Source organism: Actinomadura sp. NPDC047616 (assembly GCF_040642915.1).
GTDB lineage: Bacteria > Actinomycetota > Actinomycetes > Streptosporangiales > Streptosporangiaceae > Spirillospora > Spirillospora miaoliensis.
Genome location: NZ_JBEYTB010000012.1, coordinates 36,290 through 58,146, shown reverse-complemented (window position 1 = coordinate 58,146; position 21,857 = coordinate 36,290). Strand labels below are relative to the sequence as shown.

Annotated in this window: 18 protein-coding genes; 14 read left to right on the top strand and 4 right to left on the bottom strand. The window is 73.1% G+C overall.

All coding sequences use genetic code 11. From position 1 onward, the window contains the following. Positions 1-353 precede the first annotated feature (353 nt). The 3 genes from ABZ801_RS26830 to clpX all read left to right on the top strand — a co-directional run bounded on the left by ABZ801_RS26830 (position 354) and on the right by clpX (position 3,148). Positions 354-983: an ATP-dependent Clp protease proteolytic subunit gene (locus ABZ801_RS26830; protein WP_344951187.1), complete on the top strand. Its 630-nt coding sequence runs from the start codon at positions 354-356 to the stop codon at positions 981-983. Between the two features lie 87 nt (positions 984-1,070). Beyond that, a complete protein-coding gene (locus ABZ801_RS26825; RefSeq protein ID WP_344951184.1) occupies positions 1,071-1,697 on the top strand; it encodes an ATP-dependent Clp protease proteolytic subunit in 627 nt (208 codons plus the stop codon). Positions 1,698-1,873: 176 nt separating this feature from the next. Further along, the gene (gene clpX / locus ABZ801_RS26820) at positions 1,874-3,148 is read left to right on the top strand and encodes an ATP-dependent Clp protease ATP-binding subunit ClpX (protein ID WP_344951159.1); all 1,275 of its coding nucleotides are present in this window, start codon (positions 1,874-1,876) and stop codon (positions 3,146-3,148) included. Between the two features lie 314 nt (positions 3,149-3,462). On the opposite strand, the gene ABZ801_RS26815 is transcribed toward clpX, so the two are convergent. The 3 genes from ABZ801_RS26815 to ABZ801_RS26805 form a co-directional block, all read right to left on the bottom strand. After that, the gene (locus ABZ801_RS26815) at positions 3,463-4,149 is read right to left on the bottom strand and encodes a response regulator transcription factor (protein WP_360702658.1); all 687 of its coding nucleotides are present in this window, start codon (positions 4,147-4,149) and stop codon (positions 3,463-3,465) included. A 19-nt stretch (positions 4,150-4,168) separates the two neighbouring features. Then, on the bottom strand, positions 4,169-4,966 hold the full coding sequence (locus tag ABZ801_RS26810; RefSeq protein WP_360702656.1) for a histidine kinase: 798 nt from the start codon (positions 4,964-4,966) through the stop codon (positions 4,169-4,171). 132 nt (positions 4,967-5,098) lie between these two features. Further along, the gene (locus ABZ801_RS26805) at positions 5,099-5,848 is read right to left on the bottom strand and encodes a hypothetical protein (protein WP_344951150.1); all 750 of its coding nucleotides are present in this window, start codon (positions 5,846-5,848) and stop codon (positions 5,099-5,101) included. A 125-nt stretch (positions 5,849-5,973) separates the two neighbouring features. Between ABZ801_RS26805 and ABZ801_RS26800 the strand changes: the two genes are divergently transcribed. Continuing rightward, positions 5,974-8,598, top strand: coding sequence for a valine--tRNA ligase (locus ABZ801_RS26800; RefSeq protein ID WP_360702654.1), 2,625 nt, complete (start codon positions 5,974-5,976; stop codon positions 8,596-8,598). Between the two features lie 281 nt (positions 8,599-8,879). Beyond that, the gene (locus ABZ801_RS26795) at positions 8,880-9,869 is read left to right on the top strand and encodes a hypothetical protein (protein ID WP_360702651.1); all 990 of its coding nucleotides are present in this window, start codon (positions 8,880-8,882) and stop codon (positions 9,867-9,869) included. A gap of 1 nt (position 9,870) precedes the next feature. On the opposite strand, the gene ABZ801_RS26790 is transcribed toward ABZ801_RS26795, so the two are convergent. Beyond that, on the bottom strand, positions 9,871-11,106 hold the full coding sequence (locus ABZ801_RS26790) for a hypothetical protein (protein WP_360702649.1): 1,236 nt from the start codon (positions 11,104-11,106) through the stop codon (positions 9,871-9,873). Between the two features lie 174 nt (positions 11,107-11,280). On the opposite strand from ABZ801_RS26790, the gene ABZ801_RS26785 reads away from it, so the two are divergent. The 9 genes from ABZ801_RS26785 to rodA all read left to right on the top strand — a co-directional run bounded on the left by ABZ801_RS26785 (position 11,281) and on the right by rodA (position 21,790). Beyond that, positions 11,281-12,657 (top strand): folylpolyglutamate synthase/dihydrofolate synthase family protein, encoded by a 1,377-nt coding sequence (locus ABZ801_RS26785; protein ID WP_360703112.1) that lies wholly within the window; start codon positions 11,281-11,283, stop codon positions 12,655-12,657. A 54-nt stretch (positions 12,658-12,711) separates the two neighbouring features. Continuing rightward, entirely contained in the window at positions 12,712-13,029 is a 318-nt protein-coding gene (locus tag ABZ801_RS26780; RefSeq protein ID WP_344951138.1) for a DUF4233 domain-containing protein, read from the top strand. Positions 13,030-13,153: 124 nt separating this feature from the next. Continuing rightward, on the top strand, positions 13,154-14,749 hold the full coding sequence (locus ABZ801_RS26775; protein ID WP_360702647.1) for a hypothetical protein: 1,596 nt from the start codon (positions 13,154-13,156) through the stop codon (positions 14,747-14,749). Between the two features lie 117 nt (positions 14,750-14,866). Beyond that, positions 14,867-15,277, top strand: coding sequence for a nucleoside-diphosphate kinase (ndk, locus tag ABZ801_RS26770; RefSeq protein ID WP_344951132.1), 411 nt, complete (start codon positions 14,867-14,869; stop codon positions 15,275-15,277). A 208-nt stretch (positions 15,278-15,485) separates the two neighbouring features. Beyond that, the gene (locus ABZ801_RS26765; RefSeq protein ID WP_285497226.1) at positions 15,486-16,520 is read left to right on the top strand and encodes a rod shape-determining protein; all 1,035 of its coding nucleotides are present in this window, start codon (positions 15,486-15,488) and stop codon (positions 16,518-16,520) included. Positions 16,521-16,598: 78 nt separating this feature from the next. Further along, on the top strand, positions 16,599-17,705 hold the full coding sequence (gene mreC, locus ABZ801_RS26760) for a rod shape-determining protein MreC (RefSeq protein WP_360702644.1): 1,107 nt from the start codon (positions 16,599-16,601) through the stop codon (positions 17,703-17,705). Position 17,706: 1 nt separating this feature from the next. Further along, the gene (gene mreD / locus ABZ801_RS26755; protein ID WP_344951127.1) at positions 17,707-18,318 is read left to right on the top strand and encodes a rod shape-determining protein MreD; all 612 of its coding nucleotides are present in this window, start codon (positions 17,707-17,709) and stop codon (positions 18,316-18,318) included. Further along, positions 18,315-20,585, top strand: coding sequence for a penicillin-binding protein 2 (mrdA, locus tag ABZ801_RS26750; protein WP_360702641.1), 2,271 nt, complete (start codon positions 18,315-18,317; stop codon positions 20,583-20,585). The genes mreD and mrdA overlap by 4 nt, the downstream gene beginning before the upstream one ends. Then, entirely contained in the window at positions 20,582-21,790 is a 1,209-nt protein-coding gene (rodA, locus tag ABZ801_RS26745; RefSeq protein ID WP_360702639.1) for a rod shape-determining protein RodA, read from the top strand. Before mrdA ends, rodA begins: the two co-directional genes overlap by 4 nt. Positions 21,791-21,857: the final 67 nt, after the last annotated feature.

Here is a 21,857-nt window from a genome sequence, read left to right as displayed (position 1 = left end):
ACTGGAGGGCGCGCACGGTAGCGGGATGGCTGGTGGGGCACCTGGGACGGGGCTGGGCGTGCCGGCAGGTGACTTCGGCCAAGCGGCGGATGCGTTGTGGCTTGTTGGGGCGCAGCGGGGGAACCGGGAGGGGAGTACCAGGCGGCCCTGCGACGTGCATGGGAATGCCTTGCACCTTGCAGAGGTGCAGGGCGTGCCCGCGTGGGGGCGGGGGTGAAACGTACCGGTGCGTCCGGGCGTCGGGGGTACGCCCCCAGCGAAAAGGCAGCCCTCCCGGCGTGAACGGTCGCTCCAGCGCGTTAATGTCCAATCATCCGAACCGATTAAAGGACCGGAGGAACACACCGGTGAGCATGCCTCCGACGAACGACCAGTCGCCGATCCAGTCGAGGGTCGCCGAAGCGCCCCTGCTGCCGCTCAGCGAGCAGCTGTTCCAGCGCCTGCTGCGTGAGCGCATCGTGGTCCTCGGCCAGCAGGTCGACGACGACATCGCCAACCGCATCTGCGCCGAGCTGCTGCTGCTGTCGGCCGAGGACGGGCGCCGCGACATCACCCTGTACATCAACTCGCCCGGCGGTTCGGTCACCGCGGGCATGGCGATCTACGACGTCATGCAGTACGTGCCGAACGACATCGTCACCGTCGCCATGGGCCTGGCCGCGTCGATGGGGCAGTTCCTGCTGTGCGCGGGCACCCGCGGCAAGCGCTACGCCCTGCCGCACGCGCGGATCATGATGCACCAGCCGTCCGGCGGCATCGGCGGCACCGCCTCGGACATCAAGATCCAGGCCGAGCAGATGCTGTACGTCAAGAAGACGCTGGCCGAGCGGATCGCCTCGCACACCGGTCAGTCGGTCGAGCAGATCGAGAAGGACTCCGACCGCGACCGCTGGTTCACCGCCGAGGAGGCCCGCGACTACGGCTTCGTCGACCACGTGGTGCTCAGCGCCACCCAGGTGCCCTCCGAGGGCCCCGTCTCCTGACCACCCGCACGAAAAGCGGAGGCACTTTCAGTGAGTGAGCTCATCCGGCCCGGCGCGTACGACCTGATCCAGGCGGGCCGCGCGCCGATGCCCGTGGACAACCGCTACATCATCCCCTCCTTCGTCGAGCGCACCACGTACGGGGTCAAGGAGATGAACCCGTACAACAAGCTCTTCGAGGAGCGGATCATCTTCCTCGGCGTGCAGATCGACGACGCGTCGGCCAACGACGTCATGGCCCAGCTGATCACCCTGGAGTCGATCGACCCGGACCGCGACATCAGCATCTACATCAACTCGCCCGGCGGCTCGTTCACGGCCATGACGGCGATCTACGACACGATGCAGTTCGTCAAGCCGGACATCCAGACGGTGTGCATCGGCCAGGCGGCCTCCGCCGCGGCGGTGCTGCTGGCGGCCGGCAGCCCGGGCAAGCGCGCCGCGCTGCCCAACTCCCGGATCTTCATCCACCAGCCGGCCACCGAGGGCTCCTACGGCCAGGCCAGCGACATCGAGATCCAGGCCCGCGAGATCATGCGCATCCGAGAGCAGCTGGAGGACATCCTGGCCCGGCACAGCGGCAAGAGCATCGAAGAGGTCCGGCGGGACATCGAGCGCGACAAGATCCTCACCGCTGATGAGGCCAAGGAGTACGGTCTGATCGACGACGTCTTCGTCAGCAGGAAGCGCAAGGCCGAGGTAGTGTCGTCCTGAGACGGCACCCGGACGTGGGAGACCCCCAGCCCGGTCGGCATTCTTCCGGGCGAGGGGCTTACCAAGTCCGTTGGAGACGGTAACGTCGATTCCAACGTCGAGAGCCTTCGGGACACGCAACCGAGCTGCGCCGCATCCTCCACGGGCGGGCGGCCCCACGAAAAGGAGACAGTTGGGTGGCACGCATCGGCGACGGTGGTGACCTGCTCAAGTGCTCGTTCTGCGGGAAGAGCCAGAAGCAGGTCAAGAAGCTCATCGCGGGTCCGGGCGTGTACATCTGCGACGAGTGCATCGATCTCTGCAACGAGATCATCGAGGAGGAGCTCGCCGAGACCTCCGACCTCAAGTGGGACAGCCTGCCCAAGCCGCGGGAGATCTACGAATTCTTGGACTCCTACGTCATCGGGCAGGAGGCGGCCAAGAAGGCGCTGTCGGTGGCCGTCTACAACCACTACAAGCGCATCCAGTCCGGCGACACCGGGCGGGACGACGCGGTCGAGCTGGCCAAGTCGAACATCCTGCTGCTGGGGCCGACCGGGTCGGGTAAGACGCTGCTCGCGCAGACGCTCGCCAAGCTCCTGAACGTGCCGTTCGCGATCGCCGACGCGACGGCGCTGACGGAGGCCGGATACGTCGGCGAGGACGTCGAGAACATCCTGCTCAAACTGATCCAGGCGGCCGACTACGACGTCAAGAAGGCCGAGACCGGGATCATCTACATCGACGAGGTCGACAAGATCGCCCGCAAGAGCGAGAACCCGTCGATCACCCGCGACGTGTCCGGCGAGGGCGTCCAGCAGGCGCTGCTGAAGATCCTGGAGGGGACCACCGCGAGCGTCCCGCCGCAGGGCGGCCGCAAGCACCCGCACCAGGAGTTCATCCAGATCGACACCACCAACGTGCTGTTCATCTGCGGCGGCGCCTTCGCCGGGCTGGAGAAGATCGTCGAGTCCCGGGTGGGCAAGCAGGGCATGGGCTTCGGCGCGGTCATCCGCTCCAAGGACGACTTCGCCGAGTCCAGCAACGTGCTGGCCGACGTGATGCCCGAGGACCTGCTGAAGTTCGGCATGATCCCCGAGTTCATCGGCCGTCTCCCGATCATCACCAGCGTGCACAACCTGGATCGGGAGGCGCTGATCAACATCCTCACCGAGCCGAAGAACGCGCTGGTCAAGCAGTACCACCGGCTGTTCGAGCTGGACGGTGTGGACCTGGAGTTCACCTCCGACGCGCTGGAGGCCATCGCCGACCAGGCCATCCTGCGCGGCACCGGCGCCCGCGGCCTGCGCGCCATCATGGAGGAGGTCCTCCTGTCGGTGATGTACGAGGTCCCCAGCCGCCAGGACGTCGCCCGCGTCGTGATCACGCGCGAGGCCGTGCTGGAGCACGTCAACCCCACCCTCGTCCCCCGCGAACGCACCAAACGCGAACCCCGCGAAAAGTCCGCCTGAGAGGGGGGCGGACGGGGCGGGTCACCCTGCTCGGTGAGCTTTGCTCACCTTCGCCGGGGCCCCGCCCTTGGTGTCTCCCGGGGGGCGACCCCCCGGAGCCCCCCGGTTGCGTCTCGCGTTGGACGCTCGCCGCGGGCCGTCCGGCCTGCTCGGTGAGTTGCGCTGACCTTCGCCGGGGCCCCGCCCTTGGTGTCTCCCGGGGGGCGACCCCCCGGAGCCCCCCGGCTGCGTCTCGCGTTGGACGCTCGCCGCGGGCCGCGTCCGGCCTGCCCGGTGAGCTGCGCTCACCTTCGCTGGTGCTTGCGTGGGTGGGGTCAGCGGGGGCCGGGGGAGCGGGTGGGGTCGCCGAGGCCGGCTTCCCGGGCCAGGACGATGGCCTGGGCGCGGTCGGCGACGTGGAGTTTCAGGAAGATGTTCGAGACGTGGTTGCGGACGGTCTTCTGGCTGAGGAAGAGGGTGGCGGCGATCTCGGCGTTGCTGCGGCCCTGGGCGATGAGTTCGAGGACCTCGCGTTCGCGTTCGGTGAGCTGGGGGAAGGCGGCCTGGCGGGGGTCGGGCATCTCGGTGAAGTAGGCCAGCACCCGGCGGGCGATCTCGGGGCCGTAGATGGCCTCGCCGGCGGCGACGGCGCGGACGGCGCGGGCGATCTCCTCGGCGCCGGACTCCTTGAGCAGGTAGCCGCGGGCGCCGGCGCGCATGGCGGCGAACACCGAGTCGTCGTCGCGGAACATCGTCAGGACCAGCACGCCGATGCGGGGGCTGGTGCGGGTGATGGTGCGGGTGGCCTCGATGCCGTTGCCGCCGGGCATCTGCAGGTCCATCACGACGACGTCGGGCTGCAGTTCGGCGGCGAGCCGGACGGCGTCGGGGCCGTTCTCGGCCTCGGCGACCACCTCGATGCCGAGGGCCTGCAGCAGCCCGCGCAGGCCCTGCCGGTAGATGGGGTGGTCGTCGGTGATCAGGACCCGGATGGGCTCGCCGGTCCGCTCCGGCTCGGTCATGGTCGCGCTCCGCTCACCTTCACTCGGGGGAAGCCCGATGGTAGTCCGGGACGGTCAGGGGCAACCGGGCCGAGACGATCGTGCCCGCGCCGGGCCGTGAGGTGATCAGGCAGGTGCCGCCGACCTCGGCGGCCCACTCGCGCATCGACGCCAGGCCGCCGCGGCGGTGGGGGCAGCGGCGGTCGTCGGCGGTGCCGCGGGCGGGCTGGTCGGGGAGCCCCACGCCCGAGTCGGCGATCATGAGGTGCAGGGCGGCGTCCCGGTTCAGCAGCACCAGCACCGTGTCGGCCCGGGAGTGGGCGCGGACGTTGGCCAGCGCCTCGCGCGCGATGCGGTACGCGGCGACCTCCACGGCCGCGGGCAGGTCCCCGGCGTCCTCGCCCAGGCCGCCGACCCGCACGTCGACGCGTTCGCAGCAGCCCGCGGCCAGCGCCTCGATCGCCCCGGCCAGGCCCAGGTCGTCCAGGGCGGGCGGGCGCAGTCCGTGCGCCAGCTCGCGGATCTGCCCGACGGTGCCGGCCAGCCGGTCGCGCAGCTCCGACAGCAGCGGCGCGACGCGTTCGGGTTCGCCGGGGAGGGTGAGGCGGACGGCGTCCAGGGACATGGCCAGGCTGGCGAGTGTGGGGCCGAGCCCGTCGTGCAGGTCGTGGCGCAGGCGGCGCCGTTCCTCCTCGCGGGCGGCCAGGATCCGTTGCCGTGAGTGCTGCAGGTCGACGGTGAGCCGGTGCAGGCGGGGGATGCTCGCCAGGTGCGCGACGGCCGCGCCGGCGGCGAACGCCGCGGCAAGGCCGGCGACGCGCCCCAGTACCGCCGCCATCGCACCTCCTGCCGTCGTGCCCGTCGTCCCGGCGCCCGCGGACCGCGGAGGGAGAACCTCCGCGGCCAGCCTTTCCGGTCGGACGACCCGGCGTCAGGTGACCTGTGTCCCGTCCCCGGCGGGATTCCAGGGTCAGCTCTCGACGTCCTGGCGCAGGCGGCGCATCTGGTCGGCGACGATGCCGTAGGTGTAGGTGCGGACGCTTCCCAGCGAGCCGCCCGACTGCGGGGCCGGGGTGACCATGCCGAACGTCTTGTCCGTCATCCACACACAGGTGGCCGTCTGGTAGGACAGGCTGCTGCCGGGGACGCTGGCGCGGATGGACGCGCAGGCCGCCTCGCCGTCGCCGCCCGGGTCGGCCAGCGGGATCGTGATGACCGACAGGCCGCTGCCGCCGGTGTTGTTCATGCTGCGCCGGAACTCGCTCTGCAGCTGGTCGGGGTCGAAGGTGCCGGTGCCCCCGACGAACAGGTACCGGTCGGAGCCCGAGCTGTAGACCGCGGTCTTGACGTCGTCGATCTCCGCGCCGCCCATGTTGCGCAGGGTCGACTGCTGGTTGCTGATCTGGGTGCCCAGCTCGCGTTCGGCGGAGTAGTCACGGCTCAGCCCGCCCGCCGACGACGGGGTGTCGATGGAGCTGGGCCCGCCGCCGACCAGCACGACGGCCACCACCAGCACGGCGACCACCGCCACGGCCAGCACGGCGACCAGGCCGATGATCAGCGGGGCGGACGAGGAGCGGCGCGGCGGCGGGGGGCCGTAGGCGCCGCCGCCCGGGCCGTACGGGCCGGGTGGGAAACCCGGCGGTTGCGGGCCGTGGCCGTAGGGGACGCCGCCGCCCGGAGGACCGCCGGGCGCCGGAGGGGGGTTCCAACCGCTCATCTCACTCCTCAGGGGGTTCGGACGGGCGCCGCGGCGTCGGACGTCCCGCCGTGGGGGTCTGATAGTTGGGACGTGTACCGAGGGCCGCGCGTTCTACCGTCTCGGGGCCCGTAGAATCTGGGCCCGTGACAACGCCCAGCACTGAGCGCGGCCAGGCGGCCGCCCACGTCGACCTGCCCACCAAGTACCAACCGGCTGACGTCGAGGGCAGGCTGTACGAGCGCTGGGTATCGGCAGGGTACTTCGCCGCCGATCCGGCGCGGAACCCCGGCGGTCCGGCCTATTCGATCGTCATCCCGCCGCCCAACGTGACCGGCTCGCTGCACATGGGCCACGCGCTGGACCACTCGATCCAGGACGCGCTCGTGCGGCGCCGCCGCATGCAGGGGTACGAGACGGCGTGGGTGCCCGGCATGGACCACGCCGGGATCGCCACCCAGAACGTGGTGGAGCGGGAACTGGCCAAGGAGGGCAAGTCCCGGCACGACCTGGGCCGTGAGGCGTTCGTCGAGCGGGTCTGGGCGTGGAAGGCCGAGTCCGGCGGGCGCATCCTCGGCCAGATGCGCCGCCTGGGCGACAGCGTGGACTGGGGCCGCGAGGCGTTCACCATGGACGACGGCCGCGCCCGCGCCGTCCGCACGATCTTCAAGCGGCTGTTCGACGACGGCCTGATCTACCGGGCCGAGCGGATCATCAACTGGTGCCCGCGCTGCCTGACGGCGCTGTCGGACATCGAGGTCGAGCACGCCGACCGCGAGGGCGAGCTGGTGTCGATCCGGTACGGGTCGGGCGAGGACGAGATCGTCGTGGCGACCACCCGGGCCGAGACGATGCTCGGCGACACCGCCGTGGCCGTGCACCCCGACGACACCCGCTACAAGCACATGGTGGGCCGGGAGATCGAGCTGCCGCTGACGGGCCGGCGCATCCCGGTGGTGGCCGACGAGCACGTCGACCCCGAGTTCGGCACCGGCGCGGTGAAGGTCACCCCGGCGCACGACCCCAACGACTTCGAGATCGGGCGGCGGCACGACCTGCCCTCGCTGACGATCATGGACGAGCGCGGCGTGATCACCGCGCACGGGCCGTTCCAGGGCCTGGACCGGTTCGAGGCGCGTCCCGCGGTGGTCGCCGCGCTGCGCCAGCAGGGCCGGATCGTCAAGGAGGTCCGCCCGTACGAGCACTCGGTCGGGCACTGCCAGCGCTGCTCCACCGTCGTGGAGCCGCGGGTGTCGCTGCAGTGGTTCGTCAAGGTCGCGCCGCTGGCCAAGGCCGCGGGCGACGCCGTCCGCGACGGCCGCGTGCGGATCCACCCGCCGGAGATGGCGGCCCGCTACTTCGAGTGGGTCGACAACATGCACGACTGGTGCATCAGCCGCCAGCTGTGGTGGGGGCACCGCATCCCGGTCTGGTACGGCCCGGACGGCCAGACGGTGTGCCCCGGCCCGGACGAGGAGCCGCCCGCCGGGTGGACCCAGGACACCGACGTCCTCGACACCTGGTTCTCCTCGGCGCTGTGGCCGTTCTCCACGCTCGGCTGGCCGGACGACACGCCCGACCTCAAGCGCTTCTACCCGACGTCGGTGCTGGTCACCGGCTACGACATCCTGTTCTTCTGGGTGGCCCGGATGATGATGTTCGGGCTGTACGCGATGGACGGGGTCGAGCCGTTCAAGGTGATCGCGCTGCACGGCATGGTGCGCGACCAGCACGGCAAGAAGATGTCCAAGTCGTTCGGCAACGTGGTCGACCCGCTGGACTGGATCGACCGCTACGGCGCCGACGCCACCCGCTTCACGCTGCTGCGCGGCGCCAACCCCGGCGGCGACGTCCCGGTGGCCGACGAGTGGGCGCAGGGCTCGCGCAACTTCTGCAACAAGCTGTGGAACGCGACCCGGTTCGCGCTGATGAACGGCGCGCACGTGCGCGGCGAGCTGCCGTCCGAGGGGCTGACGACCGTCGACCGCTGGGTCCTGTCGCGGCTCAACAAGGTGATCGCCGAGGTCGACGCGCACCTGGAGTCGTTCGAGTTCGCCAAGGCGTGCGAGACGCTCTACCACTTCGCGTGGGACGAGGTGTGCGACTGGTACGTCGAGCTGTCCAAGGTGCAGCTGGACGACGCCGCGACCGCCGACGCCACGCGCCGCGTCCTGGGCGAGGTGCTGGACAGCCTGCTGCGGCTGCTGCACCCGGTCATCCCGTTCGTCACCGAGGAGCTGTGGACGTCCCTGACGGGCGAGGAGACCCTGGTGCGGGCCGCCTGGCCGCAGGCGGACGCGGCGCGGCACGACGACGGCGCCGAGGCGCTGGTGGCGTCGCTGCAGCGGCTGGTCACCGAGGTCCGGCGGTTCCGCGCCGACCAGGGCCTCAAGCCGGGGCAGCGGGTGGCCGCCGCCCTGGAGTGGGGCGGGTCGCCGCTGTCCGGTCACGAGGAGGGCGTGCGGATGCTGCTGCGCCTGGACGCGCCGGGCGAGGGCTTCTCGGCCACCGCGTCGCTGCCGGTGGAGGGCGTGACCGTCCGCCTGGACACCGCCGGGGCCATCGACGTGGCCGCCGAGCGCAAGCGCCTGGAGAAGGACCTCGCCAACGCCCGCAAGGAGGCCGACCAGTCCCGGCGCAAGCTCGGCAACGAGTCGTTCATGGCCAAGGCCCCGGAGGCCGTGGTCGCCAAGACCCGCGACCGGCTGAGCCAGGCCGAGGCCGACATCGCCCGCCTGGAATCCCAGCTGGCCGCCCTGCCCACCGCCTGACCGCCTCCCGCCACGTCCCACCGTTGCGCGGTGGGACGTGGCGTTGCCGTCAGGTGTGCGGAACGCGCGGCATGCCCGGCTCTGCGGCGTTACGATCCCGTGTGATCGTTGTGGTGGTCCGCGTGCTTCGGGGCTCGATGTAAGTGTCGGGAGGTCAGGTGGCTGAATCGCCCCATCGCTCCGATGTGCCGGACGAGGCGGGTGACCGGGCGGTCCCCGCGTCCGCGCGTCCCGCGCCTGCGCCTGCGGTGGGCGCCTCCGCGCCTCCCGTGGCGTCCGCCGTGCCCACCACGGCCGTCGACGTCGAGATGCCCGCCCTCGACGGCACCGCGGCGGGCCCGGACGGGTCCTCGGCGGAGCTTCCCGCGCAGCCGTGGTGGATGCAGGCTCCTCCCGACCTGGCCTCCGGGCCGCAGCGCATCCCCGACCTGGCCGGGGCGTCCGGGGACGTCTCGACCGGCCCGCACGCCCTCCCCAGGACCAACGGGGCGCTGACGTCCGGCGGGCACCCCGTCGTGACGTCCGGCGGGCATCCCGTGGTGACGTCGGGTGGGCATCCGGTGGTGACGTCCGGCGCGCACCCGGTGGTGTCCACGGGGCCGCAGCGCGCCGTCGGCAACGCGCAGGCCTCGTCCGGGAGAGCGTCCAACGGGCAGGTCCCGTCCGGCGTCTCCCCGGCGAAACGGCGCACCGCCCGCCGCTACGTCGTGATCATGGCGGCGGCCGCGTCCGTCGGGCTGGTCGCGGCGCTGGCCGTGGGCGCGCTGGTGCTGCGGCAGGACGGCGCCTCCGGCGAGCGCGACGGCACGAAGGCCCCCCGGCACCGCGTCACGGCGGCGGCGGTCGCGGGCGGCCTGCAGCGCACCCCCGGCATGCCCGCCGCCAGCGCCGCCTACCCGTTCCTGGCGTCGGCGGTGCGGGCGGGCGGCGCCGAACGGCCCGGCAACGTGGCCGCCGTGTACGCCGACCTGCCGCAACGCTCGCAGAACGTGGTGTTCCTCGGCGGAACCGGGAAGATCGGCGACCCCGCCGCGTTCCTGCGCAAGGTGCGTCCCGGCACGGTGCTGACGGCGCGGGACGTGAAGCCGGGCAAGGGCGGCGGCCGCGGCGTGTGCGGGACGTTCGCCGTCCTGTCCGACGTGCACGTCTACTGCTCGTGGGCGACGGAGTCCTCGTTCGGGTTCGTGGCGTCCAACATGCCCACCGTGGGCGACGGCACCCCCGCCATGGCCGACCTGATGCGCCGGATGCGCGCCGACCTGGAGAAGTGACTCAGACGGTGAACAGCCGGCCGGTGTCGGCGTCCACCAGGTCGAGCACGAGGCCGACGAAGTAGACGGTGCCGAGCGCGACCACGTGCCGCCCCAGGCCCGCGACGCGCTCGCGGGTCAGGTCGGACGCGTCGATCACCGTCCAGTGCGGCGGCAGCGGCCGGGTGAAGCGCAGGTGCCGGTACGGCAGCCGCACGAACGTGACCGGCAGCGCCCCCAGCGCGGCCACGGCGCCGTCCAGGTCCTTGTGGTCGGGCAGGCAGACCAGGGCGTGGTCGACGGCGCCCCAGCGGGCGTGCGCGGCGTCCAGGGCCGCGGTGACGCCGGTGCCGTCGATCGCCGAGTCCGCCATGACCTGGGTCGCCGTGCCGGGCAGCCGGTGCCACGACAGGCGGCCCGGCAGCCGCACCGACTCCAGGACGGACCGCAGCCGCGACGCCGTCGGCCTCGGCACCCCACGCGCCCGCAGCAGCCGCAGCCCGGCGGTGACGCCCACCACGGCGCTGACGCGCCCAAGCCCTTGCGGCAGCGCCCCGGCGGGCACCTCGCCGCCGTCGCCCGCCACGTACTCGACGGTGGCGGCGCCTCCGGTGCGGGCGGCGACCACGCCGTCCAGCATCTCGGCGACCGCCGGGTCCTGCGGAGCCGACACCACCGCCCGCGTGCCCCGGGCCGCCACCCCCGCCTTCTCCGCGGCGATCGCCACGACGGTGTCGCCGAGCACGCCCAGATGCTCACCGAAGATCGGCGTGATGGCGACGACGGCCGGGGCGAACAGCGACACCTCGTCCGACCGTCCGCCCATGCCCGCCTCCAGCACCAGCGCGTCCGCGCCGACGCCGGCCCCGTGCGCCGCCCCCGCGACGGTGAACAGCCCGGCGGGCGACAGGTAGCTGGGCCCGGGAGGCGGCATCCGGCGCAGCGCGTCCTCGATCCGGCCGCCCAGCGCGCGCAGGGCGTCCTCGCCGATGGCGCGGCCGTCCACCCGGATCCGGTCGGTGTTGCCGCGCAGACCGGGGCTGGTCACCGTGCAGACCCGCCACCCGGCCGCGGCCAGGCAGGCGGACGCGAACGTGGCGGCCGTGCCCTTGCCCTTGGAACCCACCACCGTCAGCACCGGGACCCGAAGATCCCCCACGCCCAGCAGGCCGGCGACGCGGCGCGCCCGCCCCAGGTCGCGCGTCTGGCCGCGACGCCGGGCATGCCACTCGCGGAAGAACACCTCGTCGGCGTCCATCACACCCCCCGATCACACCCCGGCCGTGCCCCGACGATCCATGCTCGCAGGCCGGGAGTCCCGGCCGATGCGCGGACGGGCGGCGATAGGCTGCAGAGGTCGGTCGACGCAGCATGGAGCATCGTGAACCACGTGGAAGAGCCGTCGGACTACCCCGCCGCCGTCCGGGAGATCATGAGCCGCGGGGTCGAGTGGGAGATCGAACCGTCCCTCGACCGCATCCGCGACCTGGTGGACGTGCTGGGCGAACCCCAGCGCACCTACCCGGTGATCCACATCACCGGCACCAACGGCAAGTCCAGCACCGCCCGGATGATCGAGACGCTGCTGCGTGAACGCGGCCTGCGCACCGGCCTGTACACCAGCCCGGAGCTGACCGCCCTGCACGAGCGGATCGCCGTGGACGGCGAGCCGATCGGCGAGCGCCGCTTCGTGGAGGTGCTGCGCGACATCCTGCCCTACGTGCGGCTGGTGGACGACAAGCACGGCGTGCGGGTGTCGTTCTTCGAGGTGCTGACCGCGATGGCGTACGCGGCGTTCGCCGACGCGCCGGTGGACGTTGCCGTGGTCGAGGTCGGCATGGGCGGCGCGTGGGACGCCACCAACGTCGCCGACGGGGACGTGGCCGTCGTCACCCCCATCGGGCTCGACCACACCCGCCACCTCGGCGACACGATCGAGAAGATCGCCACGGAGAAGGCGGGGATCATCAAGCCGGGCGCGGTGGCGGTGCTGGCCCAGCAGCCGCTGCCCGCCGCCGAGGTGCTGCTGCGCCGCGTGGCCGAGACCGGCGCGGTGGCCGCCCGCGAGGGCATCGAGTTCGGCGTGCTGCACCGGGACGTGGCGGTCGGCGGCCAGCAGCTCAGCCTGCGCGGCCTGCACGGCACCTACGACGACATCTTCCTGCCGCTGTTCGGCCACCACCAGGCGGCGAACGCGGCCGTCGCGCTGGCCGCCGTCGAGGCGTTCGCGTCCGGAGCGCCCACCCGCGCCCAGCCGAGCCTGGAGGCGGCCACCCGGATCGCCGCCGGGGACGACTACGCGGGCGGCGAGGAGGGGCAGCTCGACCCGGCGCTGGTGCGCAGCGGGTTCGCCAAGGCCACCTCGCCCGGCCGCCTGGAGGTGGCGCGCACCGGCCCGACCGTCCTGCTGGACGCGGCGCACAACCCGGCGGGCATGGCCGCGACGGTGGAGGCGGTCCACGAGTCGTTCGGGTTCAGCCGCCTGGTCGGGGTCGTCGCCGTGGCCGCCGACAAGGACGTGCCCGGCCTGCTGGACCAGCTGGAGCCGGTGCTGGCCGAGGTCGTCGTCACCCGCAACTCCTCGCCGCGCTCCATGCGCGCCGAGGAGCTGGCGGAGCTGGCCGAGGGCGTGTTCGGCGCCGAGCGGGTGCACCTGGTGCCGCGCCTGGACGACGCCATCGACCGCGCCATCGGCCTGGCCGAGGAGACGGGCGAGTACGCGGGCGCCGGCGTGCTGATCACCGGCTCGGTGGTCACCGTCGGCGAGGCCCGCACCCTGCTGCGCGTCGGCGCCCCGGCGGCGGAGTGAGGGCACCGGCGAAGTGAGGGCGGGGGACGACGCGGTGACGAGCGGAGCGAGGCGATGAGACGGCTGCTGGCGACGGTGCTGGGGTGCGAGGCGATCGTGATCGCGCTGGCGATCCCGGTGGCCGTCACGGTGCTGGGCGTGGACGGGGCGGTGGCCGGGGCGGTGTGCGGCGGGCTGGCCGTGCTGTGCGTGGTGCTGGCCGGGCTGCTGCGCTTCGGCTGGGCGGTGCCCGCGGGCGCCGTGCTGCAGATACTCATCATCGCCACCGGATTCATGGTGCCGACCATGTTCTTCCTCGGCGCGCTGTTCGGCGCGTTGTGGGTCACCGCCATTTGGCTCGGACGCAAGGCGGAGAACGCCGGGGCGCGTTAAATTCGGAGACGACGGCACGTCAATCGTCCGCCGAAATTCCGCCATTTCGATTTAACGCGCAATTCGGGCACCCGGCCGCGGGGAAAGGCGTCGGCGGACGACCATCTCCCAAAGGAGCAAGGCCGTGTCCTCCGACCCGTCACGCGACCCGTCACGCGATCGTCTCGCCGACCCGACCCGGACCGTGGAGTTCGGCGCGCCCGCACCCGTCCAGAACGGCGCCGCGCCCGCCCGGCAGCCCCCGCCCGAACACGAACACGAGCACGACCACGAGCCCGACCGCGGGGCCGGCAGCCGCGCGCGGACGCTGGCCGTCATCGCGGTCACCGTCACCGTGCTGCCCGCCGTGGCGCTCACGGTGCCGGGCGGCGGCCACGGCGCCCTCGACGCCGCGCGCGACGAGCTGCGCCTGAACGACGCCGGCGCCGCCGACCTGGTGCGCGCCACCGGCGCCACGCTGCCCGCCCTGCTGGTCGCCGTGCCGCTGGCCGCCGTGACCGTCCGCCGCCTGCCCGCGCGGCCCGTGCTGGCGGCCGGGCTGCTCTGCCTGCTGGGCGGGCTGGTCGCCGTCCGGTACGCCGGCTCGGTCCCGTTCCTCGCCGCCGCCAGGGCGGCGCAGGGCCTCGGCGCGGGCATCGCGCTGCCCGCCGCGCTCGTCCTGGCGCTGGAACGCCGCCGCGCCCTGCCGGTCGCGCTGTGGGCGGGGACGCTGGCCGCGGTGCTGCTGGCCGCCATGCCGGTGGCGCTGCGCGCCGCGCCGCGTCCCGACCCCGCCACCGGCGCCGTCGACTGGCGCCTGGCCCTCGCCCCGTACCCGCAGGTCGCCGCCGTGGCGCTGGGCGCCGCGCTGCTGTGCCTGCTGCTGCGGGACACCGCACCGGCGGAAGCGCCGCCCGCCGCCCGCGGCGCCGCGCGCAGCGCCGAGCGCGGGCAACTGCTGCTCCCCGCCGCCCCCGCCGCCGGGCTCGGCTTCCTGGCGGTGGTCACCACCTACGGGTGGTCGCCCGGGGCGCGGCTGGTCGTCGCGGGCGTCGGGGTGGTGACGCTGCTCGGTCTCGCCCTGACCGGCGGCCGCGACGACATCGCCGCCAACGCTCGGACGACGCCCGACTCCCGGGCCTGCGCGGTCGTCATGGTCGCCGTGGGGCTGCTGGCGTTTCCGGTGACCGGCCCGCTGGCCGGGCTGGTGCAGGCCGCGGCGGGGGAGGGCGGCGGCGTGTCGCCTGTCCCGTTCGCGGCGGCAGCCTGCGCCGCCGTGGCCGGGGCGCTCGCCACCGTCCGCCTGCCGCCGGAAGGCGCGCGGGGAGCGGTCCACGGCGGCTTCGGCCTGGTGGTGGTCGCCGTCCTGCTCACCCTCGCCGTGGACGGTACGGCGGGCCGCTGGACGCTCACGGCGTGCCTGGTCCCGCTGGGCGCGGGCCTGGGCACGGCGCTGGCCGCGTCCCTGCGCGGGACGAGCGCCGGCGCGGCCCTGTACGGGCTGTCGCTGTGTCCGCCCGCGATCCTCACCGGGCAGCTCATCGTGCTGTCGCTGCAGGCGGGGCAGTGGCAGCGGGGCCGTCCGGAGACCGCGGCGCAGCAGTTCTACGCGCTGAGCGCCGGTTACCGCGTCTGGCTCATCACCGCGGGCGTCCTCACCGTCGCCCTGGCCGCCGCGGCCGGCCGACGGGCGCCGTCAGGACGGACGAGCGAGGCGGTTTCAGGCGGCGGGGAACGGTAAGCTTCGCGCGAGAGGCAGTGGTGTGCAGGCCCTTCAGGGCCCGGCCCCCTTCGCCGTGGGCGCCCGCGACCGGCGCGTCCCCACCTCCAATCCGCACGCATGAGGAGTGAACCACCCGTGTCCGAGCGCACTCTTGTCCTGGTCAAGCCCGACGGCGTCCGCCGCGGCGTCATCGGCGAGGTCATCTCGCGCATCGAGCGCAAGGGCCTGAAGATCGTGGCGCTGGACCTGCGCACGCTGCCGCGGGAGACCGCCGAGGCGCACTACGAGGAGCACGCCGAGAAGCCGTTCTTCGGCGAGCTGGTGGAGTTCATCACCGGCGGGCCGCTGGTGGCGATGGTGGTCGAGGGCCCGCGCGCCGTCGAGGCGTTCCGCGCCCTGGCCGGCGCCACCGACCCGGTGAGCGCCACCCCCGGCACCATCCGCGGCGACTTCGCCCTGGAGATCGGCGAGAACATCGTGCACGGCTCCGACTCGACCTACTCGGCCGAGCGGGAGATCAAGCTGTTCTTCCCCGACCTGGGCTGAGCACCCCCGGGAGGGGGTCGATCGAGGCAACGCCGACACACGCGGGCCGGGTCATCCGGCCCGCGTGCGCTTTAACGAGAACTGCCTGCTCGACGCCGGTTTTTTGATCGACTCGCGGAGCCGGGGTGCCTGCCTGGCCCCGCTTCGTCGCGTTACGATGGGGACGCCGCTCTAGACGCCCGCCGACATCGAAGGGCTCCCTTTCTTCATGGGTAACAAGCTGTCGTTTCTCGGCCGTGACATGGCGGTCGACCTCGGAACCGCCAACACGCTGGTTTACGTGCGCGGGCGCGGCATCGTTCTGAACGAACCGTCCGTCGTCGCGATCAACACCAATACCGGCAAGATCGTCGCGGTGGGCATCGAGGCGAAACGGATGATCGGCCGTACCCCGGGCAACATCGTCGCGGTACGCCCGCTGAAGGACGGCGTGATCGCCGACTTCGACGTGACCGAGCGGATGCTGCGCTACTTCATCCAGAAGGTGCACAAGCGTCGGCACTTCGCCAAGCCGCGCATCGTGGTGGCGGTGCCGAGCGGCATCACCGGGGTGGAGCAGCGCGCCGTGAAGGAGGCCGGCTACCAGGCCGGTGCCCGCCGGGTCTACATCATCGAGGAGCCGATGGCCGCGGCGATCGGCGCGGGCCTGCCGGTGTACGAGCCGACCGGCAACATGGTGGTCGACATCGGCGGCGGCACCACCGAGGTCGCGATCATCTCGCTGGGCGGCATCGTGACCAGCCAGTCGGTCCGGGTCGGCGGCGACGAACTCGACCAGGCGATCATCTCCTTCTCCAAGAAGGAGTACTCGCTGATGCTCGGCGAGCGCACCGCCGAGGAGATCAAGATGGCGATCGGGTCGGCGCATCCGGGCGGCGAGGACGAGCCGCACGCCGAGATCCGCGGCCGCGACCTGGTCAGCGGGCTGCCCAAGACCGTGGTGATCTCCGCTGAGGAGGTGCGGCGGGCCATCGAGGAGCCGGTCAACGCCATCGTCGACGCGGTCAAGACCACCCTGGACAAGTGCCCGCCCGAGCTGTCGGGCGACATCATGGACCGCGGCATCGCCCTCACCGGCGGCGGCGCCCTGCTCAAGCAGCTCGACGAGCGGCTGCGCGAGGAGACCGGGATGCCCATCCACCTGGTGGACAACCCGCTCGACTCGGTGGTGCTGGGCACCGGCAAGTGCGTGGAGGACTTCGAGTCGCTGCGCCAGGTGCTGGTCCCCGAACCGCGTCACTGAGCCGGGCGCGCGAGTTTCTCTTCTTGTGGGGGGACGACCCCCCACGCCCCCCGCGAGACGGAAACGGGAGGTCGGTGGGTGAAGGACACCCGGCGGACCCGTTGGGTCCTCGGCGTGCTGCTTGCGGTGGCGCTGACCATGATCACGGTGGACTACCGCGGCGGGCAGCACTCCCCGCTTTCGGGCCTGCGCGGTCTGGGCGCGGCCGTGTTCGGCCCGGTCGAGCGGGCCTCGGCGTCGGTGGTGCGGCCGGTCGGCAACACCGTCGACGCGATCACCGACGCGCCCGGTGAGCGCCGCCGCGCCGACCGGCTGGAACGGGAGAACCAGCGGCTGCGCGAGCAGCTGCGCGCCGGCCGTATCGACGCCTCCCGCAACGAGCAGCTGCACCGGCTGCTGGGCTCGGCCGGCATCGGCGGCTACAAGATCGTGGCGGCGCAGGTGATCTCGGCCGGACAGGGCTTCGAGGAGACCGTCACCATCGACGTCGGCAGCCGCAGCGGCGTGCGCCGCGACATGACGGTGATGAACGCCGACGGCCTGGTCGGGCGGGTCACCCGGGTCGGCCCGGCGACCGCCACGGTGCTGCTGGCCACCGACGTGGCGTCCTCGGTCGGCGCGCGCCTGGAGGACTCCCGCGAGATCGGCATCGTCCAGGGGCGGGGGCGCCGCGGTCTGAGCGCGGGCAACGACGCGCCGCTGAAGTTCCAGATGCTCAACGCCAACGCCCCCCTGCGGCCGGGCCAGCGGCTGGTGACGCTCGGGTCGCAGGGCGAGCGCCCCTACGTGCCGGGCGTGCCGATCGGGGCGGTCGAGCGCATCGAGAAGCCCGAGGGCGGCCTCACCCGCACCGCCTACCTGCGGCCGTTCGTGCGGTTCAGCAGCCTGGACGTGGTCGCGGTGGTGGTCGCGCCGCCCAAGAGCGACCCGCGCGACGCGGTGCTGCCGCCCAAGCCGAAGCCCACGCCGACACCGACACCGACGCCCACGCCGTCCGCGTCGTCCAGCGTGACACCGTTCGCGACGCGCGGCGGGGCTCCCGAGGGCGCGCCGTCGTCCCCGCTGACCTCACCGGGCGCCACGCCGCTGGAGAGCGAGACCACCGGCGGACGCGGCGACCGCGGCGACCGCGCCGGGCGTGAGCCGTCCACGGGCACGTCCACCACGCCGACCTCGGAGGGCTGACGTGCTGCGCGCGCCCATGACCAACCCGCCGGAGCCGTCGACGGCCGGACGGGGCCTGACCGCCGCCCTGGTGATCGCGGTGGCGCTGATCCTGCAGGTGTCGGTGGCCAACCGGCTGCCGCTGCCCGGTGACGTCACACCGGACCTGGTGCTGCTGGCGGTGGTGGCGCTCGCGCTGGTCAACGGCTCGCTGACCGGTGTGGTCACCGGGTTCTGCGCCGGGCTGGCCGCCGACATCATCCCGCCCGCCGACCACACCCTCGGCCGCTACGCCCTGGTGTACTGCCTGATCGGTTACGCGTGCGGGATGGCCGCCGCGGAGCTGGACCGGCAGACCTTCGTGCCCTTCATGGCGGTGGCCGTCGGCGCGCTGGCCGGGACGGTGCTGTACGCGATGACCGGCATGCTGCTGGCCGACCCGCGCGCGAGCTGGGACGTGGTGTCGCGGATGGTGCCGCTGCAGGTGCTCTACGACGTGCTGGCCAGTCCGTTCGTGGTGTGGGCGGTGCTGCGGGTGACCCGCCGCTACGACCGGGGCGACAAGGGCCGCGACCGGTTCGCGGTCCCTGCGGCCCGCTACCGCGCGATGTCCGGGCGGGGCGGCGGGCTGTGAACGCGCGCACGCACTTCCGGCTGGTGGTCCTGTACGTGCTGGTCGGCGCCCTGCTGCTGGTGCTGATGGGCCGCCTGTGGACGATGCAGGTGCTCGACGGCGAGCACTACCGGCAGGTCGCCGCGCAGAACCGCACCCGCGACATCGTGGTGCCCGCCATCCGCGGGATGATCCTGGACGACAAGGGCCGCCCGCTGGTGCGCAACCGCACCGCGCTGGTCGTGTCGGTGGACCGCACGACCCTGATGCGGCAGAAGGACCGGGGCGAGGCCGTGCTCAGGCGCCTGGCCGGAGTGCTCGGCATCGGCTACGACGAGCTGCAGAAACGCATCCGGCTGTGCGCGCCCGGCATCCAGCGGCCCTGCTGGCCGGGCTCGCCGTTCCAGCCGATCCCCGTCGACGACCGCGTCGACCCCAAACGCGCGCTGCAGATCATGGAGCGGCAGGAGGAGTTCCCCGGCGTGACGGCGCAGTTCCAGGCCGTCCGGGAGTACCCCGAGCCCGAGGGCGCCAACGCCGCGCAGGCGCTCGGCTACCTGCAGCCCATCACCCAGGACGAGCTGGACAAGCGCAAGGGCATCCGGGTCACCGGGTACAGCGGCGTCGACCTGGTCGGCCGCGACGGGCTGGAGGCCGCCTACGACGCCGACCTGCGCGGCCGTCCGGGGGTGCGGCGGGTGCTGGTCGACAGCCAGGGCCGTGTCACCGGCACCGCGTCCGAGCAGGCCGCCCTGCCCGGCGGTCACCTGGTCACCAGCATCGACGCGAAGGTGCAGGGCGCGGCCGAGCAGGCGCTGCGCAACGCGATGAAGAGCGCCCGCTCGCAGGGCCACCCGGCCGACGCGGCGGCCGCCGTGGTGCTGGACGTGCAGACCGGCAAGGTCGTGGCGCTGGCGAGCATGCCCACCTACGACCCGTCGGTGTGGACCGGCGGCATCTCCCAGGAGAAGTACGACGCGCTGCTCGGCAAGAAGCAGGGCGAGCCGCTGATCTCCCGCGCCACCCAGGGCCAGTTCGCGCCGGGCTCCACGTTCAAGATCTCCTCGACGGCCGCGGCGGTGGCCGACGGCTACTCGCTCAACGGCACTTACCCCTGCCCCGGCTCCTACAACGTGGGCAGCCGCGCCTTCCGCAACTTCGAGGGCCAGGGGCACGGGGACATGAACCTGCACAAGGCGCTGGTGGTGTCCTGCGACACCATCTACTACAAGTTCGCCTACGAGGAGTGGCTGCGCGACGGCGGCACGAAACCGCGCGCCAACCCCAAGGACCCGATGGTGGCGATGGCCCGCAAGTGGGGCTTCGGCAGCCGCACCGGCATCGACCTGCCCGGCGAGAGCACCGGGCGCATCCCCGACCGTGGGTGGAAGCGCCGCTACTGGGAGGCCACCCGCGCCGCCGACTGCAAGGCGGCCAAGCAGGGCTACCCGAACCTGGAGCGAACCGACCCCGGACGCGCCGCGTACCTGAAGGCGATCGCCGCCGAGAACTGCGCCGAGGGCTACGTGTGGCGGGCCGGTGACGCCGCGAACTTCTCCGTCGGGCAGGGCGACGTGCTGGTGACGCCGCTGCAACTGGCCCGCGCGTACGCCGCGGTGGCCAACGGGGGGCGGCTGGTCACCCCGCACCTGGGCGTGGCCGTGGTCCGCTCGGACGGCTCGGTGGTGCGCCGCGTCCCGCCGCCCCCGGCCAAGAAGCTGGACGTCGACCGCAAGGTCCTCGACTACATGCGCGACGCGCTCGCCGACGTCACCAAGGAGGGCACCGCGGCCGGAGCGTTCGGCGGCTTCGACCTCAAGAAGGTGCACGTGGCGGGCAAGACCGGTACCGCCGAGGTCTACGGCAAGGCCGACACCTCCTGGTTCGCCTCGTTCGCCCCGGCGGACAAGCCGAGGTTCGCGGTGGTGGCGATGATCGCGCAGGGCGGCACGGGCGCCTCGGCCGCCGCGCCCGCCGTCCGCGAGATCTACGAGGCGATCTACGGGCTGAAGAAGGACGCCAAGCCCGCGCTGGAGAACGGCGAGCTGCCCAAGGACCTGCCCAAGCCCCCGGCCGGATCGGGCGGGGTGATCGGCACGAGTTCCGACGCGACGCCGAGCGCCTCCCCGAGCGCGTCGCCGGGCGCGTCCGCGGGCGTGTCCCCGGGGGCGTCGCCGGACGACTCGCCGGGCGGCGCGCCGAACACCGTGCTGACCGACGGGCCGGGCCTGCCGCCGAGCACCGCGCCGCGCCAGGAACCCGGCACGACGCCGAGGACGGCACGGTGATCGGCGGGGGGCTGGGCTCCGGCGGCGCCGGGGCGGGCGTGGGAGCGGTCGGCGGCTACGGCGACCGGACCGTGTGGCGGCGCCGCCTGGCGGGCATGCGCCGCCTGGACTGGACGCTGGTGCTGGCCGCGCTGGCGCTGTCGGTGGTGGGCACCCTGCTGGTGCGCTCGGCGACGGTGCCGCTGCTGACCGAGCAGGGCAGGGACCCCGAGACCTTCGTCCAGCGGCACCTGCTGAACCTGGTCATCGGGTTCGTGCTGGGCACCGTGGTGGCGCTGCTGGACTACCGGCTGCTGCGCGCGTACGCGCCGATCCTGTACGGGCTGGCCTGCGTGGGCCTGGTGGCGGTGCTGTCCCCGCTCGGCGAGACGATCAACGGGTCGCACTCGTGGATCGTGCTCGGCGGCGGGTTCCAGGTGCAGCCGTCGGAGTTCGCCAAGGTCGGGCTGGTGGTGCTGCTGGCGATGCTGCTCGGCGAGCCGCGCGACGGCGAGGTCGGCCCGAGCAACAAGGACATCCTGTGGGCGCTGGCGCTGGCCGGACTGCCCGCGGCGCTGGTCATGGGCCAGCCCGACCTGGGCACGACACTGGTGTTCGGCGCGGTGCTGCTGGGCATGCTGACGATCTGCGGGGTGCGCAAGCGCTGGCTGGCCGGGCTGGTCGGCGGCGGCCTGCTGGCCGGGTTCCTGGTGTTCTTCTTCGGGCTGCTCAAGCCGTACCAGATCGCCCGGTTCACCGCGTTCCTCGACCCGTCGCACGACCCGCGCGGCGCCGGCTACAACGCCCAGCAGGCCAAGATCGCCGTGGGGTCGGGGGGCGTGTTCGGCAAGGGCCTGTTCCACGGCGAGCAGACCGGCGGCCACTTCGTCCCCGAGCAGCAGACCGACTTCATCTTCACCGTCGCCGGCGAGGAGCTCGGCTTCATCGGGGCGGCCGCGATCGTGGTGCTGCTCGGCGTGGTGCTGTGGCGGGGCCTGCGCATCGCCACCCAGGCCGCCGACCTGTTCGGCACGCTGGTGGCCAGCGGCGTGGTGTGCTGGCTGGCGTTCCAGTCGTTCGAGAACATCGGCATGACGCTGGGCATCATGCCGATCACGGGACTGCCGTTGCCGTTCGTGTCCTACGGCGGCTCGGCCACGTTCGCCAACATGATCGCCCTCGGCCTGCTGCAGGCCGTCCACCTGAGACGCAATCCTTTCGACTGATCGGGGGGACCCGACCGGTGGGTCGTCCCCACGGGCGGTTCGACCGGCGGGACGTCCACCCCGGCGA